18 protein-coding genes, 1 other RNA gene and 1 pseudogene are annotated in these 24,415 nt (G+C 74.0%); 8 read left to right on the top strand and 12 right to left on the bottom strand.

Annotated features, from left to right (window positions below):
• A partial coding sequence (locus ABT112_RS35475) for a hypothetical protein (RefSeq protein ID WP_502975484.1) occupies positions 1-219 on the top strand: 219 nt, incomplete at its 5' end.
• On the opposite strand, the pseudogene ABT112_RS29900 reads toward ABT112_RS35475, so the two are convergent.
• From ABT112_RS29900 to ABT112_RS29890, 3 genes and pseudogenes are all read right to left on the bottom strand, one after another.
• Positions 122-2,281, bottom strand: a pseudogene (locus ABT112_RS29900) (bifunctional polysaccharide deacetylase/glycosyltransferase family 2 protein); the annotation flags it as partial. The gene ABT112_RS35475 and the pseudogene ABT112_RS29900 overlap by 98 nt on opposite strands.
• A complete protein-coding gene (locus ABT112_RS29895) occupies positions 2,278-3,000 on the bottom strand; it encodes a hypothetical protein (RefSeq protein WP_351514869.1) in 723 nt (240 codons plus the stop codon). The gene ABT112_RS29895 and the pseudogene ABT112_RS29900, both read right to left, overlap by 4 nt.
• Before the next feature lie 257 nt (positions 3,001-3,257).
• The gene (locus ABT112_RS29890; protein WP_351514867.1) at positions 3,258-4,229 is read right to left on the bottom strand and encodes a LysR family transcriptional regulator; all 972 of its coding nucleotides are present in this window, start codon (positions 4,227-4,229) and stop codon (positions 3,258-3,260) included.
• Positions 4,230-4,312: 83 nt separating this feature from the next.
• Between ABT112_RS29890 and ABT112_RS29885 the strand changes: the two genes are divergently transcribed.
• Positions 4,313-5,626: an MFS transporter gene (locus tag ABT112_RS29885; RefSeq protein WP_351514865.1), complete on the top strand. Its 1,314-nt coding sequence runs from the start codon at positions 4,313-4,315 to the stop codon at positions 5,624-5,626.
• 106 nt (positions 5,627-5,732) lie between these two features.
• Here ABT112_RS29885 and ssrA read toward each other — a convergent pair.
• The 5 genes from ssrA to ftsE form a co-directional block, all read right to left on the bottom strand.
• Positions 5,733-6,103, bottom strand: a transfer-messenger RNA (tmRNA) gene (gene ssrA, locus ABT112_RS29880).
• 188 nt (positions 6,104-6,291) lie between these two features.
• Positions 6,292-6,771, bottom strand: coding sequence for an SsrA-binding protein SmpB (gene smpB, locus ABT112_RS29875; RefSeq protein ID WP_351514863.1), 480 nt, complete (start codon positions 6,769-6,771; stop codon positions 6,292-6,294).
• 18 nt (positions 6,772-6,789) lie between these two features.
• The gene (locus tag ABT112_RS29870; protein ID WP_351514861.1) at positions 6,790-7,971 is read right to left on the bottom strand and encodes a S41 family peptidase; all 1,182 of its coding nucleotides are present in this window, start codon (positions 7,969-7,971) and stop codon (positions 6,790-6,792) included.
• A gap of 67 nt (positions 7,972-8,038) precedes the next feature.
• A complete protein-coding gene (gene ftsX / locus ABT112_RS29865; RefSeq protein WP_351514859.1) occupies positions 8,039-8,956 on the bottom strand; it encodes a permease-like cell division protein FtsX in 918 nt (305 codons plus the stop codon).
• Between the two features lie 42 nt (positions 8,957-8,998).
• A complete protein-coding gene (ftsE, locus tag ABT112_RS29860) occupies positions 8,999-9,688 on the bottom strand; it encodes a cell division ATP-binding protein FtsE (protein ID WP_351514857.1) in 690 nt (229 codons plus the stop codon).
• Positions 9,689-9,975: 287 nt separating this feature from the next.
• On the opposite strand from ftsE, the gene ABT112_RS29855 reads away from it, so the two are divergent.
• Positions 9,976-10,176: a hypothetical protein gene (locus ABT112_RS29855; protein ID WP_351514855.1), complete on the top strand. Its 201-nt coding sequence runs from the start codon at positions 9,976-9,978 to the stop codon at positions 10,174-10,176.
• Positions 10,177-10,513: 337 nt separating this feature from the next.
• Here ABT112_RS29855 and ABT112_RS29850 read toward each other — a convergent pair whose 3' ends face one another.
• Positions 10,514-11,239, bottom strand: a complete 726-nt coding sequence (locus tag ABT112_RS29850) for an LPXTG cell wall anchor domain-containing protein (RefSeq protein ID WP_351514853.1) — start codon at positions 11,237-11,239, stop codon at positions 10,514-10,516.
• 343 nt (positions 11,240-11,582) lie between these two features.
• Positions 11,583-12,689 carry a peptide chain release factor 2 gene (gene prfB / locus ABT112_RS29845; RefSeq protein WP_351514851.1) on the bottom strand — a complete coding sequence of 369 codons (1,107 nt, stop codon included), beginning with the start codon at positions 12,687-12,689 and terminating at the stop codon, positions 11,583-11,585.
• A 140-nt stretch (positions 12,690-12,829) separates the two neighbouring features.
• On the opposite strand from prfB, the gene ABT112_RS29840 reads away from it, so the two are divergent.
• Positions 12,830-13,024, top strand: a complete 195-nt coding sequence (locus tag ABT112_RS29840) for a hypothetical protein (RefSeq protein ID WP_351514849.1) — start codon at positions 12,830-12,832, stop codon at positions 13,022-13,024.
• A 264-nt stretch (positions 13,025-13,288) separates the two neighbouring features.
• On the opposite strand, the gene ABT112_RS29835 is transcribed toward ABT112_RS29840, so the two are convergent.
• Both ABT112_RS29835 and ABT112_RS29830 read right to left on the bottom strand, forming a co-directional pair.
• Positions 13,289-14,551: a serine/threonine-protein kinase gene (locus ABT112_RS29835; RefSeq protein WP_351514847.1), complete on the bottom strand. Its 1,263-nt coding sequence runs from the start codon at positions 14,549-14,551 to the stop codon at positions 13,289-13,291.
• A gap of 281 nt (positions 14,552-14,832) precedes the next feature.
• Entirely contained in the window at positions 14,833-16,542 is a 1,710-nt protein-coding gene (locus tag ABT112_RS29830; RefSeq protein WP_351514845.1) for a serine/threonine-protein kinase, read from the bottom strand.
• 436 nt (positions 16,543-16,978) lie between these two features.
• On the opposite strand from ABT112_RS29830, the gene ABT112_RS29825 reads away from it, so the two are divergent.
• From ABT112_RS29825 to ABT112_RS29810, 4 genes are all read left to right on the top strand, one after another.
• Complete coding sequence (locus ABT112_RS29825) at positions 16,979-20,278, top strand: FtsK/SpoIIIE domain-containing protein (RefSeq protein WP_351514843.1); 3,300 nt, start codon at positions 16,979-16,981, stop codon at positions 20,276-20,278.
• A 440-nt stretch (positions 20,279-20,718) separates the two neighbouring features.
• Positions 20,719-22,092: an ABC transporter substrate-binding protein gene (locus ABT112_RS29820; RefSeq protein WP_351514841.1), complete on the top strand. Its 1,374-nt coding sequence runs from the start codon at positions 20,719-20,721 to the stop codon at positions 22,090-22,092.
• A gap of 13 nt (positions 22,093-22,105) precedes the next feature.
• Positions 22,106-23,473, top strand: a complete 1,368-nt coding sequence (locus ABT112_RS29815; protein ID WP_351514840.1) for a carbohydrate ABC transporter permease — start codon at positions 22,106-22,108, stop codon at positions 23,471-23,473.
• Complete coding sequence (locus ABT112_RS29810; protein ID WP_351514838.1) at positions 23,470-24,378, top strand: carbohydrate ABC transporter permease; 909 nt, start codon at positions 23,470-23,472, stop codon at positions 24,376-24,378. Before ABT112_RS29815 ends, ABT112_RS29810 begins: the two co-directional genes overlap by 4 nt.
• Positions 24,379-24,415: the final 37 nt, after the last annotated feature.

Raw genomic sequence — 24,415 nt, 5'->3', positions numbered from 1 at the left:
GTGCTGCTCCAGTCCTGGATCACCGCGCTCACCGGCGGCCGGCTCCGCTGGCAGAAGCTGCGCCGCACCGGGGCGGTCGGCGCGCCCGTGGCGGAACGGACGGTCATCCGACGCGCTCCTTCTCCGGGACACCCGTGGCGCGCGGCGCCGTTCCGGCCACGGGCGCGCCGACCGCCCCGGTGCGGCGCAGCTTCTGCCAGCGGAGCCGGCCGCCGGTGAGCGCGGTGATCCAGGACTGGAGCAGCACCACGTACATGAGCTGGCGGTAGAGGATCTGCTGGAGCGGCAGCGAGACCAGATGGGTCTTCTTCTCGCCGTCCAGCCGGAAGGCGTAGGCCGCGCACACCGCCTGGACGGCGAGCACCCCGAGCCAGGCCAGCACGGTCTTCCCGGTGGGGCCGAAGATCAGGCCGTAGGCGAGGAAGACGTCGATCAGCGGGGCGAGCAGCGGCGCGAGCACCATGAACAGCGAGACCAGCGGCAGCCCGACCCGGCCGAACCGGCCGGACGGCCCCGACTCGACCAGCGCCCGCCGGTGCTTCCAGATCGCCTGCATGGTGCCGTAGCACCAGCGGTAGCGCTGCGACCAGAGCTGCTGGACCGTCTCGGGCGCCTCGGTCCAGGCGCGGGCCTTCTCGGCGTAGACCACCCGCCAGCCGTCCCGGTGCAGGGCCATGGTGATGTCGGTGTCCTCGGCGAGCGTGTCCTCGCTCATCCCGCCGACCCGGTCCAGGGCGTCGCGGCGGAAGGCGCCGACCGCTCCCGGGATGGTGGGCATGCACCGCAGCACGTCGTACATCCGGCGGTCCAGGTTGAAGCCCATCACGTACTCGATGTGCTGCCAGGCGCCGATGAGGGTGTCCCGGTTGCCGACCTTGGCGTTCCCCGCGACCGCGCCGACCCGCGGATCGCCGAACGGCTGCACCAGCTCGCGGACGGTCGACTCCTCGAAGACCGTGTCGCCGTCCATCATCACCACGATGGCGTGGGAGGCGTGGGCGATGCCGTTGTTGAGCGCGGCGGGCTTGCCCGCGTTCCGCTGCCGCACGACCCGCACGCCGGGCAGGCCGAGCCCGTCGACGAGGTCGGCCGTGCCGTCCGCGGAGCCGTCGTCGATGACGATGATCTCCACCGGGTGGTCCCCGGCGACCAGCGAACGCACGGTGTTGGTGATGCACTTGGCCTCGTTGTAGGCCGGGACCAGCACGGTGACCGGCTCGGTCACCGGCGGCCCCCAGCGGAAGCGGCGCCGGCGCACCTTCCGGGCGTGCGCCCAGGAGAGCACCAGCATCAGCCCGAAGCGGAGGAACACCAGGACGCCGACCACGGCGAGCAGCACGGCCAGGGTGTCCGTGGTGTCCTCGGACAGCTCCACCGCGAGGACGAACGCCTTGCCCTTCCACAGCTCGGCGCCGGTGACGGGGGTGTGCGCGCTGGGCGCCTTCAGGGCCCGGGTCAGCGTCGGGAACGTGTAGCCGCGGTCCTTGAGTTCGGGGATGATCCGGTCGAGCGCGGCCAGGGTCTGGGAGCGGTCGCCGCCGGAGTCGTGCAGCAGGACGACCGCCCCGGCGCCGCGCTTGTCGGGCAGGGCGTTCCGGACGATCGCGGCGACGCCGGGGCGGGCCCAGTCCTCGCTGTCGGTGTCGATGAAGGCGCTGATGTAGCCGCGGCTGCCGATGTAGCGGGTCACCGGCCAGGACCTGTTGTCCAGGGCGTCGGCGGTCGCCGAGTACGGCGGCCGGAAGAGCGAGGTGCGGATCCCGGCCGCCCCGGCCAGCGCGAGCTGGTTCTGGGTCAGCTGCCAGTCGATCCCGGAGCGCGACTGGTACGAGAGGTCGGGGTGGTTGAAGGTGTGCAGGCCCACCTCGTGCCCCTCGGCCACGATCCGCCGCACCAGTTCGGGGTAGCGGGCGGCCATGGTGCCGGTGACGAAGAAGACGGCGTGCGCCCGCTGCTGCTTCAGCCGGTCGAGGATCCGCGGCGTCCACACCGGGTCGGGCCCGTCGTCGAAGGTCAGCACGACCTTCCGGTCGGGGATGCGGTGGCTGACGGGCCGCCCCTCGCCGCGGGCGTCGAGCACCGGCCCGCCGCTCAGGATCCGCTCCGGGACCTCCCCGGAGGGCGCGGCGGACCGCACCCGGTGGTCGGCGAGGATCTCGCTGTGGACGTAGCCGCGGAGCATCAGCATGCCGAGCAGCGCCACGAGGAAGGTGAGCGGCAGCAGGTGCCGCATCGGCAGCCTGCGGCGCCGGGTGCGCCCGCGGGCGCGCGGGGACCTCATGATGTGCCGCCCTGGGGGGCCGGCTGTGAGCTCTCGGGGGCCGGGGAACCGGTCGCGGGCTCGGGCGTCGAGGACGCCGACTCCGCGGGTACGGGGCCGGGCCCGGCGCCCGGGTCGGGTGCGGGTCCCGGCTCGGTGCCGGGGTCGGGGTCCCGGTCCGGGACCGGCTCGGTGACCGGCCGGGGCGCCGGGGTGACCTTCGCCCCGGCGGTGGCGGGCGCGGTGCGCTCGCCCTTGCCCGGCGCGGCCTTCTTCGCGTCGCGCTTGCGCTCCTCGGCGGACGCCCGCCGGCCCGGCCTGCCGGACTCGGAGGCGTCCGGCCCGCTGGTGGCACCGGCGCCGGCCACGCCGGTGGCCGGCGCCGGGGCACCGCCCTCCGCCCCGGCGCCCTTCTCGGGCGACGTCACCACCGCGTCCCGCGGCTTGTCGTCGTCGGCGCCCGGGATCAGCAGCCAGGGGGCCCCGGCGTTGCCGCCGAGCAGCGAGTAGACCAGCACGGCCGCGTACCCGGCGCAGCCCGCGCCCAGGATCCAGCCGATGCGCCGGAGCTTGCGCCGGCGCCGTCCGCTGCTGTCGACGAACACCGGTCCGCCGTCCTCGTCGGTGCCCGGGGGCCCGCCGAGGGACACCTCCGGCAGCTGCCGGGTCGGTTCGTCGTCGTCCAGGCCGGTGTAATCGGCCAGGTCGGCCAGGGGTGCCGGGCCGGCGCCCGGGGCCACGGCACTCCGAAGCAGGGCAGGGTCTCGCAAGTTGTCCACTGGTGTACGCACATCCCGGGGTGCAGAGGCCGATCGAGGTGCGCACGCGACGTCTCCGGGCATCTGCCGTCGGGCCCGGTCTCCCCACCGGCCCGAGGCGCCCCCCTACCGCATTGCGCCCGGACGAGGAACGTAGCGCACACTGGGGACACACCGGCGCACGCCCCTTTTAACGGTCGGAGTCGGTCATTTCTCTGCCAACCATGGACACTCCGGTGCTACTTCCCGATGGGCGCCATCAGTGTCCCGTCGACATCGGGCAGCCAGGAACCATCGGGGCGCTCCAGCCACCGCTCCGCCTCTCCCAGCGACCGCGCCGCCGCGCGCAGCACGTCCAGCCCCGGGTGCCGCAGCCCGCGGCGCCACACCATGGAGACCGCGGACAGCGGGACCGGATCCACCAGCGGCCGGCGCACCGCCCAGGGCATGTCGACGAACTCCACGCTGGCCAGCACCGGCCGCCCCAGCTTCTCCATCACCCGGGCGAACTCGTCCTTGCCCTCGATCGGCGGCAGCGGGGGCAGCGCGGCGATCCGGCGCCCGGCGAAGAGCAGGTCCGCGAGCCCGGTCCACTCGGCGGTCGCCGGGTTGCCCGCGCCGGTGTAGACCGACTCCCCGGCGAGCGCCGCCAGCGGCACGGCCGGCAGCCCGGCGAGCGGATGCCCCGCCGGCAGCACCACGGTCATCGGCTCGTACCGCACCGGGCAGTGCTCCAGCCGGGCCAGGACGGCCGGGGCCAGCCCCGCCACCCGGCCGAACGACACATCGAGCCGGCCCGCGAGCACATCCTCCGCGGCCCCGGTGAGACCGCTGTGGAAGCGGGCGAAGAACTCCGTCCCGGGCGCGGCGCTCCGCGCCTCGGCGAGGACCCGCTGCGCGGTGGCGTACGGCGAGCCGACGTCGACCAGCAGCGGGCGCCCGCCCCCGTCGGCGCAGGCGGCCACCAGCTCGTCCTGCGCCGCCAGCACCCGGCGGGCGTACGGCAGCAGCCGCTGCCCGTCCGCCGTCAGCTCGACGCTGCGCGTGGTGCGGAGGAAGAGCGTGACGCCCAACTCCCGCTCCAGCCGCCCGATGTCCCGGCTCAGCGCCTGCTGGGCGACGAACAGCCGGGCGGCGGCCCGGGTGAAGTGCAGCTCACCGGCGACGGTGACGAAGGCGCGCAGCAGCCGCGGGGCGATGTCTCGGGGCACCCGGCCAGTCAACAACACGGATGCGTGAATCGCCACTGATCAGGTGTTGGACCAACACCGCACCGGGCGACGACCGTTGAGCCATGCCCCACTCCTCCGACGCGCCCCTGCTGACCGTGGTCGGCGACACCCTGGTCGCCGCCGACCGCCGGATGCCGCCGCCCGCCCGCCGCCGCGGCCCGCTGACCCCCTACCGCCGGATCTTCGCAACGCCCGGCGCGGTCGCCTTCACCCTGGCCGGCGCCCTGGCCCGGCTCCCGATGTCCATGCTCGGCGTCGCCACCGTGCTGCTGATCGCCCTGGAGCGCGACTCGTACGCGCTGGCCGGAGCGGTGTCGGCCACCGGAGTGGCGGTCACCGCCGTCACCGCCCCGCTGCTCGGCCGGCTGGTGGACCGGTACGGGCAGGCCCGGGTGGCCGTGCCGGCGGTCCTGGTGTTCGCCACCGGGACGGCGTCCCTGCTGCTCTGTGTGCACCACGGTGCCCCCGCCTGGGCCCTGCTGCTGAGCTGCGCCGGCTCCTCCGGCGCCCCGGGCGTCGGGGCCATGACCCGGGCGCGCTGGGCCCATCTGCACCGGGACAGCCCCGGGCTCCGGCACGTGGCCGGCTCCTTCGAGCAGGTCCTCGACGAGCTCTGCTTCATGGTGGGCCCGGTGCTGGCGATGCTGCTGTGCACCCTGGTCGCCCCGGAGGCGGGGCTGCTGACGGCGGCGGTCCTGCTGACCGCGGGCACCCTGCTGTTCGCCGCCCAGCGCGCCACCGAACCACCGGTCCACCCGCGGCCCGGCGGCCGCCCGGCGGGGCCCCTGCGGGTCCCGGGCCTCGGGGTGCTGCTGGCCGTCCTCCTGGCGACCGGCACCCTCTTCGGCTCGATGGAGGTCGCGACGATCGCCGCCGTGGACGCGCTGGGCGGCACCGCGCCGAGCAGCGCCGTCCTGGCGCTCCAGGCGGCCGGTTCCGCCGCGGCCGGTCTGGTCTTCGGCGCGCTGCGGCTCCCGGCCGCGTCGGCGGGACGCCTCGTCACCGGCGTCGCCGCCATGGCGCTCGGGGTGCTGCCGCTCACCACGGCCGGCAGCCTGCCGGCGCTGGCGGCGGGGCTGTTCCTCGCGGGTACGGCCACCGCGCCGACGATGGTCACCGGGATCGCGCTGGTCCAGCAACTGATCCCGGAGGCCCGCCTCAACGAGGGCATGACCACGGCGTACACCGCGCTGCTGGTGGGCATCGCGGCCGGCGCCGCCACGGGAGGCCGGACCGTGGAACACCTCGGCCCCGGCGCGGGCTACTGGGTCCCGGCGCTGGCCGGAGCCCTGGCCCTGGCGGTCGCCGCGGCCGGAGCGGGACGGCTCCGGCGGGGCCTGCGCCGCTCCCCGGACAGCCCGCCGGACGCCCCGTGAACCCGATCGCCTCGGCCGCCGCCGAGGGTCCCGGGGAACGCCACCGGATGTCCGGAAACGCCGAAGGCCCCGCTGAGAACAGCGGGGCCTTCGGCGCACATGGGATGAGTGGAGATGGCGGGAATCGAACCCGCGTCCAACGGTGCGGAAACAGGGCTTCTCCGAGCGCAGTCCGCTGCGATTTTCTCGGCCCCGGAGATCACGCGGACAAGTCTCCGACGGGCTCAGTCACTGTTTGATTTCCCACCGGGCCCCGTGACCGGGCCTAGTGGTTTAGTTCCCTAGCTGATGCCAGGATCCGGGTCGGGAACAGCCCCGGGCTGACAAGTTCACCGGTCGCTACTTAGGCAGCGAGGGCGAACTGAGTGCGCTTGTTATCGGCACTTATTGGTTGCGACATATGGTTTACGAGATCATTGCCGCTTCCTCGGCTCGCTTCCCCTGCTTCGACAGCCGCTGTCGAAACCGATCATCCCCATGTTGATTTTTCAATCTGCGGCGCCGGGCGTGTGCCCGTGCTGCTTGCGCCATCGTACGGGATCAACGCGGACCCGTGCCAGCGTATTCCCGGCCTGTCAAGGACACCCCGGCCCAGGAGCCGTACGCCCCGGCGCCGGACGGGTGAGCCGCCCGCGCCCCGCGGACGCACCGCGCGGCCCGGCGGATCAGCTCTGCTGCCGCCGCTTCACCGCCGAGATCACCCGGTCGGCGTCGCGCTTGTCCTGCTTCTCGCGCAGTGCCTGCCGCTTGTCGTACTCCTTCTTGCCCTTGGCCAGGGCGACCTCGACCTTGGCCCGGCCGTCCTTGAAGTACAGCGCCAGCGGGACGAGCGTGTGCCCGGTCTCCTGGGACTTGCTCTCCAGCTTGTCGATCTCCGCGCGGTGCAGCAGCAGCTTCCGCTTGCGCCGCGCGCTGTGGTTGGTCCACGTCCCCTGGGTGTACTCGGGGATGTGGACGTTGTGCAGCCACGCCTCGCCGCCGTCGAGCTGCGCGAAGCCGTCCACCAGGGAGGCACGCCCCTGCCGCAGCGACTTCACCTCGGTGCCGGTCAGCACGAGACCGCACTCGTAGGTGTCGATGATGGTGTAGTCGTGCCGCGCCTTCTTGTTCTGCGCGATCAGCTTGCGCCCCGTCTCTTTAGCCATAGCCCGGCCATTCTCGCACTATGCCCCGCCTCCGAGGCCACTCAATACTGTGCGGGCCCGGTCCTCGGCCCCTCCGCGCACGGCCAGATCGGGGGTGATGCCGCGGCCGTCCACCAGGCGTCCGGCGGGGGTGCGGTAGTGGCCGACGGTCAGCTCGGCGACCGAGCCGTCCGGCAGCTCGCTCGGCATCTGCACCGAACCCTTGCCGAAGGTCCGGGAGCCCACGACCACCGCCCGGCCCCGGTCCTGGAGCGCGCCGGCCAGCAGCTCGGCGGCGCTCATGGTGCCGCCGTCGACGAGCACCACCAGCGGCCGTCCGGTGTCGCCGCCCTGCCGCGCGTAGAGGGCCTGCTGCTCGCCCCGGACGTCGTAGGTGGCCACCAGGCCGCCGTCGAGGAACGCGGACGCGGCGGTGACGGCCTCGGTGACCAGGCCACCGGAGTTGCCGCGCAGATCGAGCAGGATGCGGTCGCCCGCGGGGGCCTTGCGCACCGCGCGGCGCACCTGTTCCCCGGTGCTCCGGGTGAACGATCCGACCGTGATCCGTGTGGTGCGGTCCGCCGCCCACCGGCGGGCGGTGACGGTCTCGGTGGCCAGCCGCGTCCGGTGCAGCGGCTCCTGCCAGGCGTGCCCGCCGCGCTCCAGGCCGAGCTCGACCGGCGTGCCCGCACGGGCCGGCCGGCCGCCGTCCCCGGCGCCGCGCAGCCGGGCCACCACCTCGGTGACGGGCTGCCCGGTGACGGCGCGGCCGTCGATCGTCCGGAGCCGGTCCCCGGCCCGGACGCCGGCGTGTCCAGCGGGTGCCCCGGGCTGCACCCGGGCCACCTCGATCCGGCCGCCGTGGCCGCCGCGCACCCAGATGCCGACGCCGACGTAACTGCCGTCGAGGGCCTGCCGCACGTCCTCGAACTCGCGGGCGCTGTAGACGGCGCCCCAGCGGTCACCGCTGCGGCTGACGACCTCCTCGGCGGCCTGCGCACCGGACTTGCCGTGCGCCATCGCCTCGGCGGCGGCGCGGGCGACCTCGGCGCGGTCGGCGGCGCGGGCGACCGAACGGGCGGGAAGCCGGGCGGCGTTCGCCGTCTCGCCGTCCCAGAGACCGGAAGCGGTCCCGACGGCGACGACGCACCCGAAGACCAATGTCAGGGCCGCCCCGCGGCGGACGCTGCGGGGCCGGAGGAACGTACACGGGCCCGACATGCGGGTGAGTCTAGGACACCGAAGGGCGCCGTACGGCCAATCGCCCGTACGGCGCCCCGGGTACAGATCACACCTTGAGGTACTTGCGCAAGGCGAAGAAAGCCGCAAGTGCGGGCATCAGGAGACCGGTGGCGAGCACCAGCGGCAGCTTGGCGAGGACCGCGTCCCAGCCGATGAAGTTGATCAGCTGCATCTTGTCCGCGAGCGCCAGGCCGTGGTCGATGAGGAAGTAGCGGCCGACCAGCAGGATCGCGCAGGCGCCGGTGGCGCCCAGCAGACCGGCGAACGCCGCCTCCATGATGAACGGCATCTGGATGTAGAAGCTCGACGCCCCGACCAGCCGCATGATGCCGGTCTCCCGGCGGCGGCTGAACGCCGACACCCGCACCGTGTTGACGATCAGCATCAGCGCGACGACCAGCATCAGCGCCATGACGCCGAGGGCCGCGTACTTCATGCCGTCGAGCAGGTTGAAGAGGTTCTGCAGCAGGTTCTTCTGGTCCTGGACCTGCTGCACACCCGGCCGGCTGGAGAAGGCGCTGGAGATGACCTGGTACTTCTCCGGGTCCTTCAGCTTGACCCGGTAGGACTCCTGCATCTGGTCCGGCGTGAGGGAGCTGGCCAGCGGCGAGTCGCCGAACTGCTCCTTGTAGTGCTTGTACGCCTGGTCACTGCTCTCGAACTGCACCGTGTCGACGACCGGCAGCTTCTTCAGATCCGCGCGGATCTGCTGCTTCTGGTCCTCGGTGACCGCGCCCTTGGCGCAGTTGGGGTCGCTCGTCGCGTCGTTCTTGTTGCAGAGGAAGATCGAGACGTTGACCTTGTCGTACCAGAAGCCCTTCATCGTGCTCACCTGGTCCCGCATGAGCAGGGACCCGCCGAAGAGAGCGAGCGACAGGGCGACGGAGACGATGACCGCGAAGGTCATCGTGAGGTTGCGACGGAGACCGACGCTGATCTCCGACAGGACGAACTGGGCGCGCATGATGTCCTTTCAGGGGGGCGGCCGCGGCTACGGGACTAACGATCAGTGCTGGTAGCCGTAGACACCGCGCGACTGGTCGCGCACCAGTCGGCCCTTTTCGAGCTCGATGACGCGCTTGCGCATCTGGTCGACGATCTGCTGGTCGTGCGTGGCCATCACGACCGTGGTGCCGGTCCGGTTGATCCGGTCCAGCAGCTTCATGATGCCCACCGAGGTCTGCGGGTCCAGGTTTCCCGTCGGCTCGTCGGCGATCAGCAGCATCGGACGGTTGACGAACGCCCGCGCGATGGCCACGCGCTGCTGCTCACCACCGGACAGCTCGCCCGGCATCCGGTCGTCCTTGCCGCCGAGCCCCACGAGGTCCAGGACCTCGGGGACGGTCTTGCGGATCTGGCCCCGCGGCTTGCCGATCACTTCGAGCGCGAAGGCGACGTTCTCGCCGACCGTCTTGTTGGGGAGCAGCCGGAAGTCCTGGAACACGGTGCCCAACTGGCGGCGCATCTGCGGCACCTTCCAGTTGGAGAGCCGGCCGAGGTCCTTGCCCAGCACGTGCACCGCGCCGTGGCTGGCCCGCTCCTCGCGCAGCAGCAGCCGCAGGAAGGTGGACTTGCCGGAGCCCGAGGACCCCACGAGGAAGACGAACTCGCCCTTCTCGATCTCGAGCGAGACATCGCGGAGAGCAGGGCGCGTCTGCTTGGCGTAGGTCTTGGAGACGTTGTCGAATCGGATCACGGATGCACCAGGGTCGACCTGTAGAGGGGACACGGGACGCCGTAGCGCGGCTCCCGTCGGTGAGCGTGACCATACGCGAAGCGGGCGGGGCCGTGCAGACGTCGGCCGGCCGTTGAGCGCCGATTCACGACACTATTCAGGGCAAAGGACGCATTGATCGCAGACTTCCCACCCACGGCCGGGTCACGGAATCCTGCGGGGCGCGCCGAATCGTGGTGGAGCTGGCACAGTGGTAGGGGGAACCGGAGTGTTTCCGCCTGCGTTGGCCACAGTGAGGAGGAGATCGCATGACATGCGACCGTCTGGTGTGCGCCAACTGCGCGGCCCCGGTCAGTGAGGGCCGTTGCCCCGTCTGCCGGGCGAGCCGCGAGCGGCTTCAGCAGCAAGGACCGTTCGGCGGGCTCTCCCCGGCGGCGCTGCTGGCCCTGCTGGTGGCCTTGATCGCCGTCGCCGTGCTGGCGCCCGTGCTGGCCCAGCAGGGCGCCTGAGGCCTGCCCGGTCCGCCCCGGCCGCGATGACGCGCGGCCCCGAGGCCGCGTCGGCGTGTCGGGGAGCCGGTGCGCGCGTGCCCGGCCGCCTGCGGCATGCCCGCCTCCGCGTCCGCACCGAGCCGCCCCGTACGCCCGCCACGCCCCGTCCGGCTCCGCCTCCTCCCTGACCTCACGGAACCCCGGAACCACCCCGCAGAGGCCCTCCGTGGCCGTCTGAACGGCCGCAGGCCCGGACCGGGCCCTTCCGGCGCCGCCGCGACCCCGGAACGCCGCAGGGCCCCGTCCCGCCGGATGGTGTTCCGGCGGGACGGGGCCCTGCGGGTCAGGCCGTGGATCAGGCCGCGGCGCCGCCGCCGCCACGGGTCATCAGACGCGGCAGCATGCGGAAGCCGATGCCGCCCGCGATCATGGTCGCGGCGCCGATCAGCAGGAACGCGGTCTCGGAGGCACCGGTCTCGGCGAGCTCCTCCTTGGCCTCACCCTGCTGGACGGGCTGCGAGCCGACGCTGTCGGTGTCAGTGCCGGTGCCGGTCCCGGTGCCCGCACCGGTGTCGGTGCCCGGGTCGTTGCCGCCACCGCCGGTGCCGTTGCCGGCACCGCCCGTGCCGTCGGTCGGGTCCTCGGTCGGGTCCGTGGGCTCGCCGGTCGGGTCCGTCGGGTCCGTCGGGTCCTCGGTGGGCTCCGTCGGCTCACCGGTCGGGTCCGTCGGGTCCGTGGGCTCGCCGGTCGGGTCGGTCGGGTCCGTGGGCTCGCCCGTCGGGTCCGTCGGGTCCGTCGGGCCGCCGGTCGGGTCACCCGTGGGGTCGCCGGTCGGCTCACCCGTCGGGATACCGGTCGGGTCGCCCGTCGGGATGCCCGTCGGGTCGCCCGTCGGCTGCTCGCCGATGTCGATCCCGGCGTGCACGCCCTTCTTGCCCGCGTGCGCGCCGACGCCGATACCGCCGACCTCGACATCCACACCCACGGCCTGAGCGGCGCCGGCAGCGGTCAGCGACGCACCCGCGGCAATCACCGCGCCGGCCGCGATCCGCGCCACACGCAGCCGCATTTTCTTGGTCATGTGCTTGCTACCCCCAGTAGCTGATTTGTCAGTGAGCAGCCCTGCGTCGGGCAGCGGCAGCATGGGGGGAGAAAAGAAACAGGCGGGACAAACCGCCCCCGCCCCCGATCGCACGCGCCTCAGTCATGGGCATGCCGCGCGTCAGCTTTCCCACTTTTCACATCAACGTCAAGGTCATTCCGCACGCATTGTCGACTATGCAGCGAATGCCCGCCGTTAAAGTCGGCCGACTGTGACGAAAAAGGCAACCGCCACTCGGAGAGCGGCAGTTGCCTCGGGAGCCTTTCGGGCTCAAAGGCCCTTGCGCCATGCCCCCGCGAAGGCGGGCACAGCGCAAGAACCCTTACTTCTCCTGCTGCTTGCGCCAGCGGATCCCGGCCTCCAGGAAGCCGTCGATCTCGCCGTCGAGCACCGACTGCGGGTTGCCGACCTCGAACTCCGTCCGGAGGTCCTTGACCATCTGGTACGGGTGCAGGACGTACGAACGCATCTGGTTGCCCCAGGAGTTGCCGCCGTCGCCCTTCAGTGCGTCCATCTTCGCCTGCTCCTCCTGGCGGCGCCGCTCGAGCAGCTTGGCCTGGAGGACGTTCATCGCGGTCGCCTTGTTCTGGATCTGCGAGCGCTCGTTCTGACAGGAGACGACGATGCCGGTCGGGATGTGGGTCAGCCGCACCGCGGAGTCCGTGGTGTTGACGCCCTGTCCGCCCGGGCCGGAGGAGCGGTACACGTCGACCCGCAGCTCCGACTCGTCGATCTCGATGTGGTCGGTCTGCTCGACGACCGGGAGGACCTCGACGCCCGCGAAGGACGTCTGCCGGCGGCCCTGGTTGTCGAACGGCGAGATGCGGACGAGGCGGTGGGTGCCCTGCTCCACGGAGAGGGTGCCGTACGCGTACGGGGCCTGGACGGCGAAGGTGGTCGACTTGATGCCGGCCTCCTCCGCGTAGGAGGTCTCGTAGACGTCGGTCTTGTAGCCGTGCCGCTCGGCCCAGCGCAGGTACATCCGCTGCAGCTGCTCGGCGAAGTCGGCGGCGTCGACGCCGCCGGCCTCGGCCCGGATGTTGACGACCGCCTCACGGGAGTCGTACTCGCCGGACAGGAGGGTGCGGACCTCCATCTCCTCGACCGCCTTGCGGACGGCGACGAGCTCGGACTCGGCCTCGGCGCGGGCGTCCGCGTCGTCCTCGGCGTCGGCGAGCTCGAAGAGGACCTCGAGATCGTCGATCCGGCCGCGCAGCTCCTCGGCCCGGCGCAGGTGCCCCTGGAGATAGGAGAGCTTGCTGGTGACCTTCTGGGCGTTCTCCGGGTCGTCCCACAGGGAGGGGGCCGCCGCCTGCTCCTCGAGCACGGCGATGTCGGCCCTCATCGTGTCGAGGTCCAGGACGGCCTCGATCGACCCCATGGTCGAGGAGAGGGACTTCAGCTCTTCGGATACATCGACGACTGCCACGGGTCCAGCCTAACGGCTGTGACGCGGAGCTCTGCCCGGGATGCGCCGGCACTGGACCTCACGGCAAAACACCCCACAATGGGTGATACGCGAGCAATGGCTCCGTTGACACGACCCACAGAGCACGAAGGAGGGTCGACATGACCGAACCGCACGAGGACGGGTCCACCGCCCTGCCGAAGCACCTGAAACTGCGCACGGGTGCCGAGGGGCCGGTGGACCCCGAAGACCTCGTCAAGCTGAGCGGCCGCGATGTGACACCCGAGCGGATCGAGCGGGCCCGTCGGCTCCTCGCCGAGAAGGGAGCCGCGGCGGTCGAGCGGTACCTCCCCTGACCCGCTGATCCTGCGAAAACCACGCCGCCCGGGCCGTGCCCCAGCCCGGGGGCCGGGGCGGGTACGGCTCCAGCCGAAACCGGCTCCTTCCCGGCAGGTGGGCGCCGCGCTCCGAGGGAGGCATCGTCCCTGGTCAGGCCGGTCCGGCGGTCGCCGGCGGGGTCGCCCTCCTCCGCTGCCGGGTTCGCCCTCCTCGCCGCCGCCGCGGTCCGCGGCGGCGGTGCGCCGCCCTGCCGAGCCGCCCTCAGCAGGGCGGCGGCGTCCTCAGGGGGCCGAGGAGGCGCCGTCCGGGCGCTCCACGCCCGGCGGCTTGGCGTCGCCCTCGTCCTCGCCCGCCGCGAGCCAGCCGCCCAGCCCGGCCGCGGCGACGAGCCCCAGCGCGACGGCGCCGAGCCTGATCCGGCGGCGGCGCACCGCCTCCGAGGCGGCGCGGCTGCGGGCCGAGCCCGGGCGCCGCTCCCCCGCGGCCCGGGGGAAGCGCGCGGTGCCGTGCGCCCCGCCCGCGAGCTCGTCCGCGCTGGGCACCCGCATGCTGGTGTGGGTGTCCCGGTTGGAGTCCCGTGCGGCCCCGTGCACCAGGGGTACGGCGCCCCGGCGGGGGGTTTCCGCGCCCTCCTGCGGCCGGTGGGGCTGCTCGTCGTGGACCGGGTCGGGGTCGTCCTCGGCCCCGGAATCCGGCTCGTCCACGTCCAGCGGGGGCATCCCGGCCAGGTCGGGCAGCAGCTCGCGCAGCCGCCCGGCGAGCTCCGCCGCGCGCAGCCGGGAGGCGGGGGACTTGGCGAGGCACTGCACGAGGAGCTGCCACAGCTCGTCGGGGATGCCCGGCAGGGGCGCCACGGTCTCCGTCACATGGCGGCGGAGGATCGCGCCGGGGTAGCCGCCGCCGAACGGGGTGAAGCCGGCGAGCAGTTCGTAGAGGACCGTCGCGAGGGCGTAGATGTCGACGGAGGCGCGGGGCGGCAGGCCCTCGACGATCTCCGGGGCGAGGTAGTCGGGCGTGCCGATGATCTTCGTCGCCCTGGTCCGGCTGGGCGCGTCGACGAGCCGGGCGATGCCGAAGTCGGTGAGCAGCGCCGGGTGGGCGCCGCCGGGGCCGACCGGGCCCTGCACGTCCAGCAGGACGTTCTCCGGCTTCACGTCGCGGTGGACGATCCCGGCGGAGTGCGCCGCGGTGAGGCCGTCGGCCACGTCCGCGGCGATGGCGACCGCCGTCTCGGGGGCCAGGCGCCGGTCGCGGTCGAGCCGGGTACGCAGGTCGGTGCCGCGCACGAGGTCCATCACGAGGGCGAGGTCGTTGCCGTCCACGACGAGGTCACGGACGCCGACGACCCGGGGGTGGGAGAGGCTGAGCAGGGCGGTGCGCTCCTGCACGAAGCGCCCGACGAGCTCCTGGTCCGACGCGAGGTCCTCGCGCAGGAGCTTGATGGCGACGGGCCCCTCGGGACCCTCGCCGAGCCACACCGTGCCGGCGGATCCCCGGCCCAGGACCTGGTGGGCGGTGTACCGGCTGCCGATCTTCCGTGCCAAGACTGCTCCGACGTGTCGTGCCCCGAGGTCTCCGGGGCTGGCGTTGGCGACAAAGCTACGCGGACACCGGGGTGTTGGGTGCCCCGGATGACGGCAACCGTCGCTTCTGAGCGGGAAATCACCCCTCAGGAGTCGACAAATCTCCAGACCGGTGGACGCGTCACGAAGAAATCTCCCGGAAAGGGCGCCACGGGTCCGGAAATGCCGAACACCGGTACGCGACGGGCGCGTACCGGTGCCGGGTGGAACGAATGCCTACCGGGAATGGGCGGGCCGGATAATCACTGTCCGCCGGAGCCGGAGGATTTGCTGATCTCCGACACCCAGTCCTTGACGCTGGTGTACCAGTCGCCGGCCGCGTTCCAGAAGCTCTTTCCGTCGGCGATCCAGTCCTGGAGCGGGGTGAGTTCCCAGATCAGCCAGGCGCCCACGACGAGCATCAGGATGCTGAACAGACAGCCCTTGAGGCAGCCCAGCCCGGGGATCCGCATCGGATTGGCGCTGCGGCGGCGCGGCTCCCGGCGCTGCGGCTCCGGTGCGGGCGGGGGCGGCGGGGTGTGCCGCTCGGGGCGGCGCTCCCGGCGGCGCGGCTGCTGCTGGGGCTGCTGCGGCGGGTAGGGCGCCTGGGCGGGGCCGCGGCCCTGCGGCCGGCCCTGCTGCTGGCCGTACTGCTGCTGGCCCTGCTGCTGCCCGTACTGCTGCTGCCCCTGCTGCGGGCCGCCGTACGGCTGCGGCGGGGGCGCCGCAGGGCGGCGCGGCGGACGGCGGCGCAGCGGGTCCTCGCTCGGGTCCAGGTACTGGACCTGGGTCTGCTCGTTGCGGTCCCGGGCGGCGGCCATCTGGCCCTGCCACGGGTGCGGGCCGTCCTGGACGGGCGGCATGGCCTGCGTGGGATCGGCGTTCGGGCCGCCGGGGCCGGCGCCGTGCCGCAGGGCCTGGGTGGGGTCGGCGTTCGGGCCGGTGGAGGGCAGCACGCTGGTGGCGGCGGCCGGGTCGTAGGAGCCCGCGCCGGACGGCAGCACCTGGGTGGGGTCCGCGTCGCCGGAGGCCCCGGCGCCCGAGTCGGGCACCGGCGCGGGAGCCGGGTCGGGGGCCAGCAGCGCGGCCACGCCGAGGGCGGCCTCGGCCTGGGCGGCGGTGGCGTGCACGCCCACGCCGTCGGCGACGACGCGCAGGCCACGGGCGAGGTTCTCGGCGCTCGGCCGCTCGTCGGGGTTCTTGCGCAGACAGCGCTCGATGACCGTCCACAGCGGTTCGGGCACCGTGCTCGGGCGGCGCGGCTCCTCGCTCAGGTGCCGGTGGAGCACCTCCAGCGCGGTGGAGCCGGCGAACGGCGGACGGCCGGTGACCAGCTCGTACAGCACGATGCCGGCGCCGTAGATGTCGACGGCGGACGTCTGCGGGCGCCCCTCGGCCGACTCCGGCGCGACGTAGGCGGGCGTGCCGACGAACTCCTGGGTGCGGGTCAGCCCGGGCGAGTCCGCCAGCCGGGCGATGCCGAAGTCGGTGAGCATCGGGTGCAGCTCGCCGCCGGCGTCCATGAGCAGGACGTTGGCGGGCTTGAGGTCCCGGTGCACGACGCCGTCGCTGTGGCTCGCCGCCAGCGCGTCGGCGATCTGCGCGGTGAGCAGCGCGGCCGCCACCGGCGAGAACGGGCCGTTCTCGCGCAGATAGCGGTGCAGGTCGGGGCCGTCGATCAGGTCCATGACCAGGGCCAGCAGATCGCCCTCGACGACCAGGTCCCTGGTCCGCACGATGTTGCGGTGGGTGAGCCGCAGCAGCACGGACCGCTCGCGCAGGAAGCGCATCACGATGTCCGGGTCGCCGGCCAGCTCCTCCTTGAGGACCTTGATCGCGACGGTCTCGCCCGGCTGGCCGGGAACGGCCGCCTCGGCGCCGGCCGCCTCTCGCTGGCTCGCCCGCCAGACGGTGCCCGTGGCTCCGCGTCCGAGCGGCTCCTCGAGCAGGTACTTGCTGCCTACCGGCCGCACGTCTGCGCTCCCTGATCGTGGTCCAAATTGCGAGGCCGCCCGACGGCTCGGCGGCCCGTTCGACCCACTGTAATGCCGCCGTACGGTATGCCGACCGGTTACGACGACCCGGGGTCGACTGGAAGACGCGCGTTCCGGGCAGATGGTTGCCGAGCGGACGGCGCCGACCGGAATCCCTCCCCCCGGCGAGCGGGGGCGACACCGTAACGCGGGCCACAGCGACACATTTGCGCCGTAGCCCGGCCAATCAAGATCGATTGTCGCCGGTCCCGGCGCGAAGTGTCGGTGGCAGGTGCGAGGATGCACCGAGCACGGAAGCGGTGGGCAACTCCGGTCCCGTCCGCCGTGTGACCTGTACGTGCTGAGGTGCCTGTGCACGGCGGGGGAGCCGGCCTCCCCGGTCGCGCACGCCGGGCAGAAGGGACCGTTGACGGCGATGCAGATTCGGCTGACCGTCCTCGGACCGCGCGGCGGCCACGCCGCGCGGGTCTGCGACGTGCTCGTCACGGCTCCTCCCGGCACCGCGCTCGCCGCGGTGGCGAGCGGGCTCGCGGCCGCCGTCGCCGCCTCCTCCGGCGCCACTCCCCCGGCCGGCTCCGCCGCCGGGGCGGGCTCCTCACGGTCCGGGGGCGAGAGCGCCCCCGACTCCTCCGGCTCCGGCCCGGTCGTGCTGTACGCGGGCGCCGAGCGGCTCGACGCCCAGCGCTGCGCCCTCGGCGAGCCGCCGCTGACCGACGGCGCGGTGCTCTCCCTGGGCGGTCCCGCCGAGCCCGAGCGGCACCCCGGCGGGCCCCCGGTGCTGCCGTCCGGCGCCCCCGCCCAGCTCCATGTGGTCGCGGGGCCCGACGCGGGCGGCGTCCATCTGCTGCACGGCGGGCAGATCCGGATCGGGCGGTCCGCCGACGCGGACGTCCCCCTGGACGACCCGGACGTCTCCCGGCTGCACTGCGCGGTCACCGTCGCGGACGACGGCCGGGTCACCGTCGCCGACCTGAACTCGACGAACGGCACCGCGCTGGACGGCGAGCCGGTGGGCGGCGCCCCGGCTCCGGTCCGGCCCGGGGCGCTGCTCCGGCTGGGCGAGTCGGCGCTGCGGCTGGTCGCCGCCCCCGGCCCCGCCGCGGGCGCGCCCCCGGCTCCCGCCGGTACGCCGGTGCCCGGCGCCCTGCCGGCCCGGCCGGACGGCGAGGGCCATCTGCGGGTCGTCGTGGGCGCTGCGGCGGAGGGCGCGGACGGGCGGGACCCCGCCGGACCGGTGCCCGCCCCCGGGAGCGGCGCACCGCAGGCCGGGGGCGGCGGCACGGTCGCGGGCTGGGGTTACGCGGAGTCGATGGTCACCCACCCGGGCACGGCCGCGGGCGGCCCGTATCCCGCCTCCGCCGCCGTTGTGGGACAGCCGGACTCCGCCGCGACCCACCCCGGGCGGCACGCTCTCGCCGCTCCCGGGCCGGAGGGCGCCCCGCGCCAGGTCCGGCGGGTGCGCGGCATAGGGGCCTGGGCCCGGCGGCTGGCCGGAGCGCGGGCCGATGCCGGAGCGGCTCCCGGCACCGAGCCGCCACAGACCCGCCCGGTGGTCGACACCGCCGCCGAGGAGGCCGCGGCGAAGCGGTGGCCCGACCCGTCCGAGGTGCTGCTGACCGCGCTCGGCCCCGGTCCCCGGCTGTGGGAGCGCGGCCCGGGGCACCCGGACACCCTGGTCGTCCGGCTCGGCACCGCCGACCGGCCCGGCGCCCCCGCCGCCCCGGTCACCCTCGGGCTGCGGCAGACCGGCTCGCTGGGGCTGGCCGGGCCGCGGGCGCGGCTGACCGGGCTCGCCCGCTCCGTCGTGGCGCAGCTGGCCGCCCTGCACCCGCCGGGCGACCTGGAGATCGTCCTCATCAGCACCGACCGGGAGCGCCCGGCGGCGGAGCGGCTGGCGGAGTGGGGCTGGCTGGGCTGGCTGCCGCAGGTCCGCCCGGCGCACGGCCAGGACTGCCGGCTGCTGCTGGCCCACGACCGGGACCAGGCCGCGGCGCGCACCGGCGAGCTGGTGCGACGGCTGGACGACGGACCGCTGGGGCCGAGCTGGATCACCGCGGACCGCGCGGCGATCGCGGAGGCGGCCGGGGAGTACGACGGCCCGTACACCCTGGTGATCGTCGACGGCGATCCGGGCTCGGCCGCGCTGCGCGGGACGACGGCGCGGCTGGCCGCGGGCGGGCCGGCGGCCGGTATCCATGTGCTGTGTCTGGCCGAGACCCCCGCGGCGTCGCCCGCGTCCCCGCTCTCCGTGACGCTGGACATGGCGCGGGAGGCGTCGGCTCCGTTCTCCGAGTGCGGGGCGGCCGCGCTGCTCAGCGGCGATGTCGCCACCGCGCTCCGGGTGATGCACCTGGGCCCGGCGGGCCCGGTGAACAACGGTGTGGTGGCGACCGTGGACGCGGTGTCGGCCGCCTGGGCGGAGCGCTTCGCCCGCGCGCTGGCCCCGCTGCGGGCCGCGGACACCGGTGGCGACGGGCCCCGGCGGGTGGCCGCTCCACTGCCCCGGACCGCGCGGCTGCTGGACGAGCTGGGGCTGGCCCGCGCCACCCCGGCCTCGCTGATGGCCCGGTGGGCCGCGGCGGCGGACGCCGGACCCGCCGAGGGCGGCCGGGTCTGCGCGGTGCTGGGCGCCGGACCGCACGGACCGCTGTCCGTGGACCCGGCCGCCGACGGCCCCCATCTGCTCGTGGAGGGCGGTCCGGGCAGCGGCAAGACGGAGCTGCTGCGCTCGATGGCCGCCTCGCTGGCCGCCGCCGACCGGCCGGACCGGGTGGCGCTGGTCCTCGTCGACGGCGGCGGGGCCGAGCGCGGCGAGGGGCTGCGGGTCTGCACCGAGCTCCCGCACGTCTCCACGTATCTGGCGGCGGCGGACCCGGTCCGGATGCGGACCTTCGCCCAGGCCCTGGGCACCGAGCTCAAGCGCCGTGCGGAGCTGATCGGCGACGGCGACTTCACCGACTGGCACACCCGGCGGGCGGTGGCGGACCGGATGGTCGCGCCGCGGCGGCCCCGGGACACCGACCCGGTGGCCGACCGGCACGGGGATCTGGAGTCGGCGCCCAGCGGGACGCTGAAGCTGCGCGCCCGCGGCGGCGGTTCGGCGACGGGCGCCGGACCGGGCGGCGTCGGCCGGGCGGCCGACGCGGCGGCGGGCGAGGAGCCCCCGGCGCTGCCACGGCTCGTGGTGCTCGTGGACGACTACGACGAGCTGGTGGCCCCCGGGCTGGGCAGCCCGGGGCGGCCCGCGGCCGGTTCGGTGGTGCGCGCCCTGGAGGCGGTGGCCCGGGAGGGCGCCCGGCTCGGGGTCCATCTGATCGCGGCGACCGGCCGGCCGGACCGCACCGCGGAGACCGCCGCGGCCGAACAGGCGGGGCTGCGCATCGCGCTGGAGATCCTGCCCGCCGAGGGGCCGGGGCCGGCGCGGCCGGAGGCCGGGGGCGATGCCGGGGAGCCGGCACCGGGGCGCGGCCGACTGCTGTTCGCCGACGGTTCGGTCACCCCGTTCCAGGCGGGGCGGGTGACGGGCCGCATCCCCCGGACCGCGACGCTGCGGCCGACGGTGGTGCCCCTGGAGTGGGAGCGGATGGGCGATCCGCCGACCCGGCGGCCGGTGCGGGAGCTGGGCAACGGTCCGACGGATCTGGCCCTGCTGGCCAGCGCCCTCCACCGGGCGGCCCAGTCGGCGCAGGCGCCGTCGGCTCCAGCGCTGCTCTGAACCCGGGGGAGCAGGGCTGCTCTGAACCCGGGGGAGCAGGCGGGCGGTTCATCCGGGCGCCTGGATCTCCGCCGTCTGCATCTCGGCCGCCTGCATCTCCGCCGCTGCTCTGGGCCCGGGGGCCACGGCTACCTCTTCGCCCGGCCGCCTCTTCATCCGGCCGCCTCTTCATCCGGCCGCTTGTCGGTCCGCCGCCCGTCCGACCGGCGCCGCCCGGGAGGCCGAGCGGCGCGGGGAGACCGAGCGGCGCCATCCATCCATTGACGGTCTGTCACATCCTGGTCACAATAGGCCACTTGGCGCCGCACGCGGTATTGCGGGGGTTCGCGTTCCGGGCGTAGGACTGAGCCACGGGACGCACGGAGCACCTACGGCCGCCGTCTGCGGGGTCCGCGCAACGATGGCCCCCCGTGGCCCGGCCAGGGGAGACGGGGCAGGTCATGCGCACAACTCTTCGCTCGGCACGTACCACTCGCACCGCACTGACGATCGTCACCGCGAGCGCCCTCGCCCTCACCGCCGCCGGATGCGGCGACGACGGCGACAGCTCGTCCGGGGGTTCGGGGAAGGGCGGCCACCAGGGCGCCACGGTCCGGCTCCCCGAACTCGACGGGGAGAAGCTCCAGGTCGCGGCCGTGTGGACCGGCGCGGAGCAGAAGAACTTCACCGCGGTGCTGGACGAGTTCGAGAAGCGCACCGGCGCCGACGTCGGCTTCGTACCGACCGGCGACAGCATCTCCACCTTCCTCGGGACGAAGATCGAGGGCGGCGAGCCGCCGGACGTCGCGATGCTCCCGCAGGTGGGCGCGCTCCAGCAGTTCGCCGAGAAGGGCTGGCTGAAGCCGCTGGGCGGCCCGGCCAAGGCCCAGCTGGGCAAGAACTTCTCCCGCGGCTGGCAGGACCTCGGCGCCCACGACGGCACGCAGTACGGCGTCTACTTCAAGGCCGCCAACAAGTCCCTGGTCTGGTACAACACCACGGCCTTCGAGAACGCGGGGGTCTCCGAGCCCAAGACCTGGAAGGAATTCCTCGCCGCGGCCCGCACGATCTCCGACTCCGGGGTGCCGCCGGTCTCCGTCGGCGGTGCGGACGGCTGGACGCTCACCGACTGGTTCGAGAACGTCTACCTCTCCCAGGCGGGCCCCGAGAAGTACGACCGGCTCGCCCGGCACGACCTCCCGTGGACCGACCCGTCCGTGAAGCGGGCGCTGACCACGCTCGGCGAACTCTTCGGCGACCGGACGCTGATCGCCGGCGGCTCGGACCGCGCGCTGCAGACCGAGTTCCCGAAGTCCGTCACGCAGACCTTCACCGGGGGCGACGCCCCGGGGGCCGCGATGGTCTTCGAGGGGGACTTCGTCGCCGCCAACATCGCCACCGACACCGACGCGAAGGTGGGCACGGACGCCAAGGTCTTCCCGTTCCCGGCCGTGGGCGGCTCCTCCCCCGTGGTCAGCGCCGGGGACGTGGCGGTGGCGCTCAAGGGCGGCAAGGGCGCGCAGGCGCTGCTCACCTTCCTGGCCTCCACCGACGCGGCCGCGATCTGGGCGAAGGCCGGCGGCTACCTCTCGCCGAACCGGAAGCTCGACCCCGGGGTGTATCCGAACGCCGTGCAGCGGGACATCGCGAAGGCGCTGATCTCGGCGGGCGACGCCTTCCGGTTCGACATGTCGGACCAGGCACCGGCGTCCTTCGGCGGCACCAAGGGCGCGGGCGAGTGGAAGGCGCTGCAGGACTTCCTGAAGAACCCGAAGGACGTCGCGGGCGCCCAGCGCAAGCTGGAGGCGGCCGCCGCCAAGGCGTTCCGGAACTGACGGGCCGCCGGCCATGACGACCGCGACCGCGGAGGGCACGGCCGCACCGGACACACCGCCCCCCGCCCGCTCCGGACCGCCCCGCGGCAGGGGAGCCAAGGGCACCCGGCCGTGGGTGGCCGTCTGCTTCCTGCTGCCCGCGCTGGTGCTGCTGGGCGCGCTGGTGGTCTACCCGATCGGGTACTCCCTGGTGCGCAGCCTCTTCGACGCCGACGGCTCCGGATTCGTCGGACTGGACAACTTCGCCGAGGTGTTCACCGACCCGGACAGCCTCACCGCGGTCCGGAACAATCTGATCTGGGTGATCGTCGCCCCGGCCGTCTCCACCGCACTCGGCCTGATCTACGCCGTGCTGACGGAGCGGATCCGCTGGGGCACCGCCTTCAAGCTGGTCGTCTTCATGCCGATGGCGATCTCGATGCTGGCGGCCGGGATCATCTTCCGGCTGGTGTACGAACAGGACCCGGACCGCGGGGTGGCCAACGCCGTCTGGGTGGGGGTGCACGACACCTTCGCCGAGTCCGCCGCCTACCCCGGCGCCCGCCCGGGGCCGCGCACGGAGCTGCGGCCCTCCGGCGGCGGGTCGTTCACCAGCACCTCGCCGCTGTCCGACGGGGTGCCCGCGGACGTGCCGCTGGTCGGTGTGCCCGCGGCGAAGCTGCCGTCCGGCGCCGCCGCCGCGCGGCCCGCGCCCCGCGAGGCCGGGAAGATCACCGGCACGGTGTGGCTGGACTTCACCCGGGGCGGGGGCGGCCGGCCCCAGGTGATCGACCCGGGGGAGAAGGCGCTGGCCGGGATCCGGGTCGAGGCGGTCCGGGACGGCCGTGTCGTCGCCTCGGCCGAGGCCGCCGCCGACGGCACGTACGCACTGCCCGCGGACCGGGCCGCCGGGGCCCTGCTGCAACTGCCGGCGGGGAACTTCGCCGAGCCGTACAACGGCGTGGACTGGCTCGGCCCGTCGCTGGTCACCCCCGCCGTCATCGGCGCGTACGTGTGGATGTGGGCGGGCTTCGCCATGGTGCTGATCGCCGCGGGCCTCGCCGGGGTGCCCCGGGAGCTACTGGAGGCGGCCCGGGTCGACGGTGCCGGTGAATGGCAGGTGTTCCGGCGGGTCACGGTGCCGCTGCTCGCACCGGTGCTGGCGGTGGTGCTGGTCACCCTGATGATCAATGTGCTGAAGATCTTCGACCTGGTCTATGTGATCGCGCCCGGGGCGACCCAGTCCGACGCCAATGTGCTGGCCCTCCAGCTGTATCTGTCGTCCTTCGGGAGCGACGCCGACCAGGGCGTGGGCAGCGCCATCGCCGTGCTGCTGCTCCTGCTGGTGGTGCCGGTGATGATCCTCAACATCCGCCGGATCCGGAGGGAGCGCCGCCGATGACCACGACCACGGACGCGGTACCGGTACGCCCGTCCCGCACGGTGGAGAAGGCCCGGCCGTCGGCCGTGTCCCGGCTCGCGGCCCGCGCCGGGGGCGGTCTGACGCAGGTGCTGCTGATCCTGGTCGCGCTGTTCTGGCTGATGCCGACGCTCGGGCTGCTGATCTCCTCGCTGCGCGAGGGCTCCGACATCGCCGGCTCCGGGTGGTGGACGGTCTTCGGCGCGCCGGCCCGACTGACCGTCGACAACTACGCCGAGCTGCTCGGCAACGGCGCGATCACCGAGTCGCTGCTGACCACGCTGCTCATCACGGTCCCGTCCACGGTCCTCGTCGTCGTCATCGGCTCGCTGGCCGGATACGCCTTCGCCTGGCTGGACTTCCCGGGCCGGGACGGGTGGTTCCTGCTGGTGGTGGGCCTGTTGGTGGTGCCGGTCCAGGTGGCGCTGCTGCCCGTCGCCAAGCTCTTCAACAGCCTGGGGATCTTCCAGACCACGGCGGGGGTGGTGGTCTTCCACACCGCGTTCGGGCTGCCGTTCGCCGTCTTCCTGCTGCGGAACTTCTTCGCCGAGATCCCGCGCGAGCTGCTGGAGGCGGCGCGGCTGGACGGGGCGGGCGAGGTCCGGCTGTTCACCCGGGTGGTGCTGCCGCTCGGCGGGCCCGCCATCGCCTCGCTCGGCATCTTCCAGTTCCTGTGGGTCTGGAACGACATGCTGGTGGCCCTGATCTTCGCGGACAGCGGCTCACCGCCGGTCACGGTCGCCCTGCAGCAGCAGGTGCGCCAGTTCGGCAACAACATCGACGTCCTGGCGCCGGGCGCGTTCGTCTCGATGGTGATTCCGCTCGTGGTGTTCTTCGCCTTCCAGCAGCAGTTCGTCACCGGGGTGATGGCGGGGGCGGTGAAGTAGGGCGGGGGCGGTGGCCCTCGCGGGCGGTCCGGGGGTG

Source organism: Streptomyces sp. NPDC002055, from assembly GCF_040296705.1.
In the GTDB taxonomy this organism is placed as follows: Bacteria; Actinomycetota; Actinomycetes; order Streptomycetales; family Streptomycetaceae; genus Streptomyces.
Note: the sequence above shows the minus strand (reverse complement) of the source record. Positions and strands in the feature narration are given on the sequence as shown.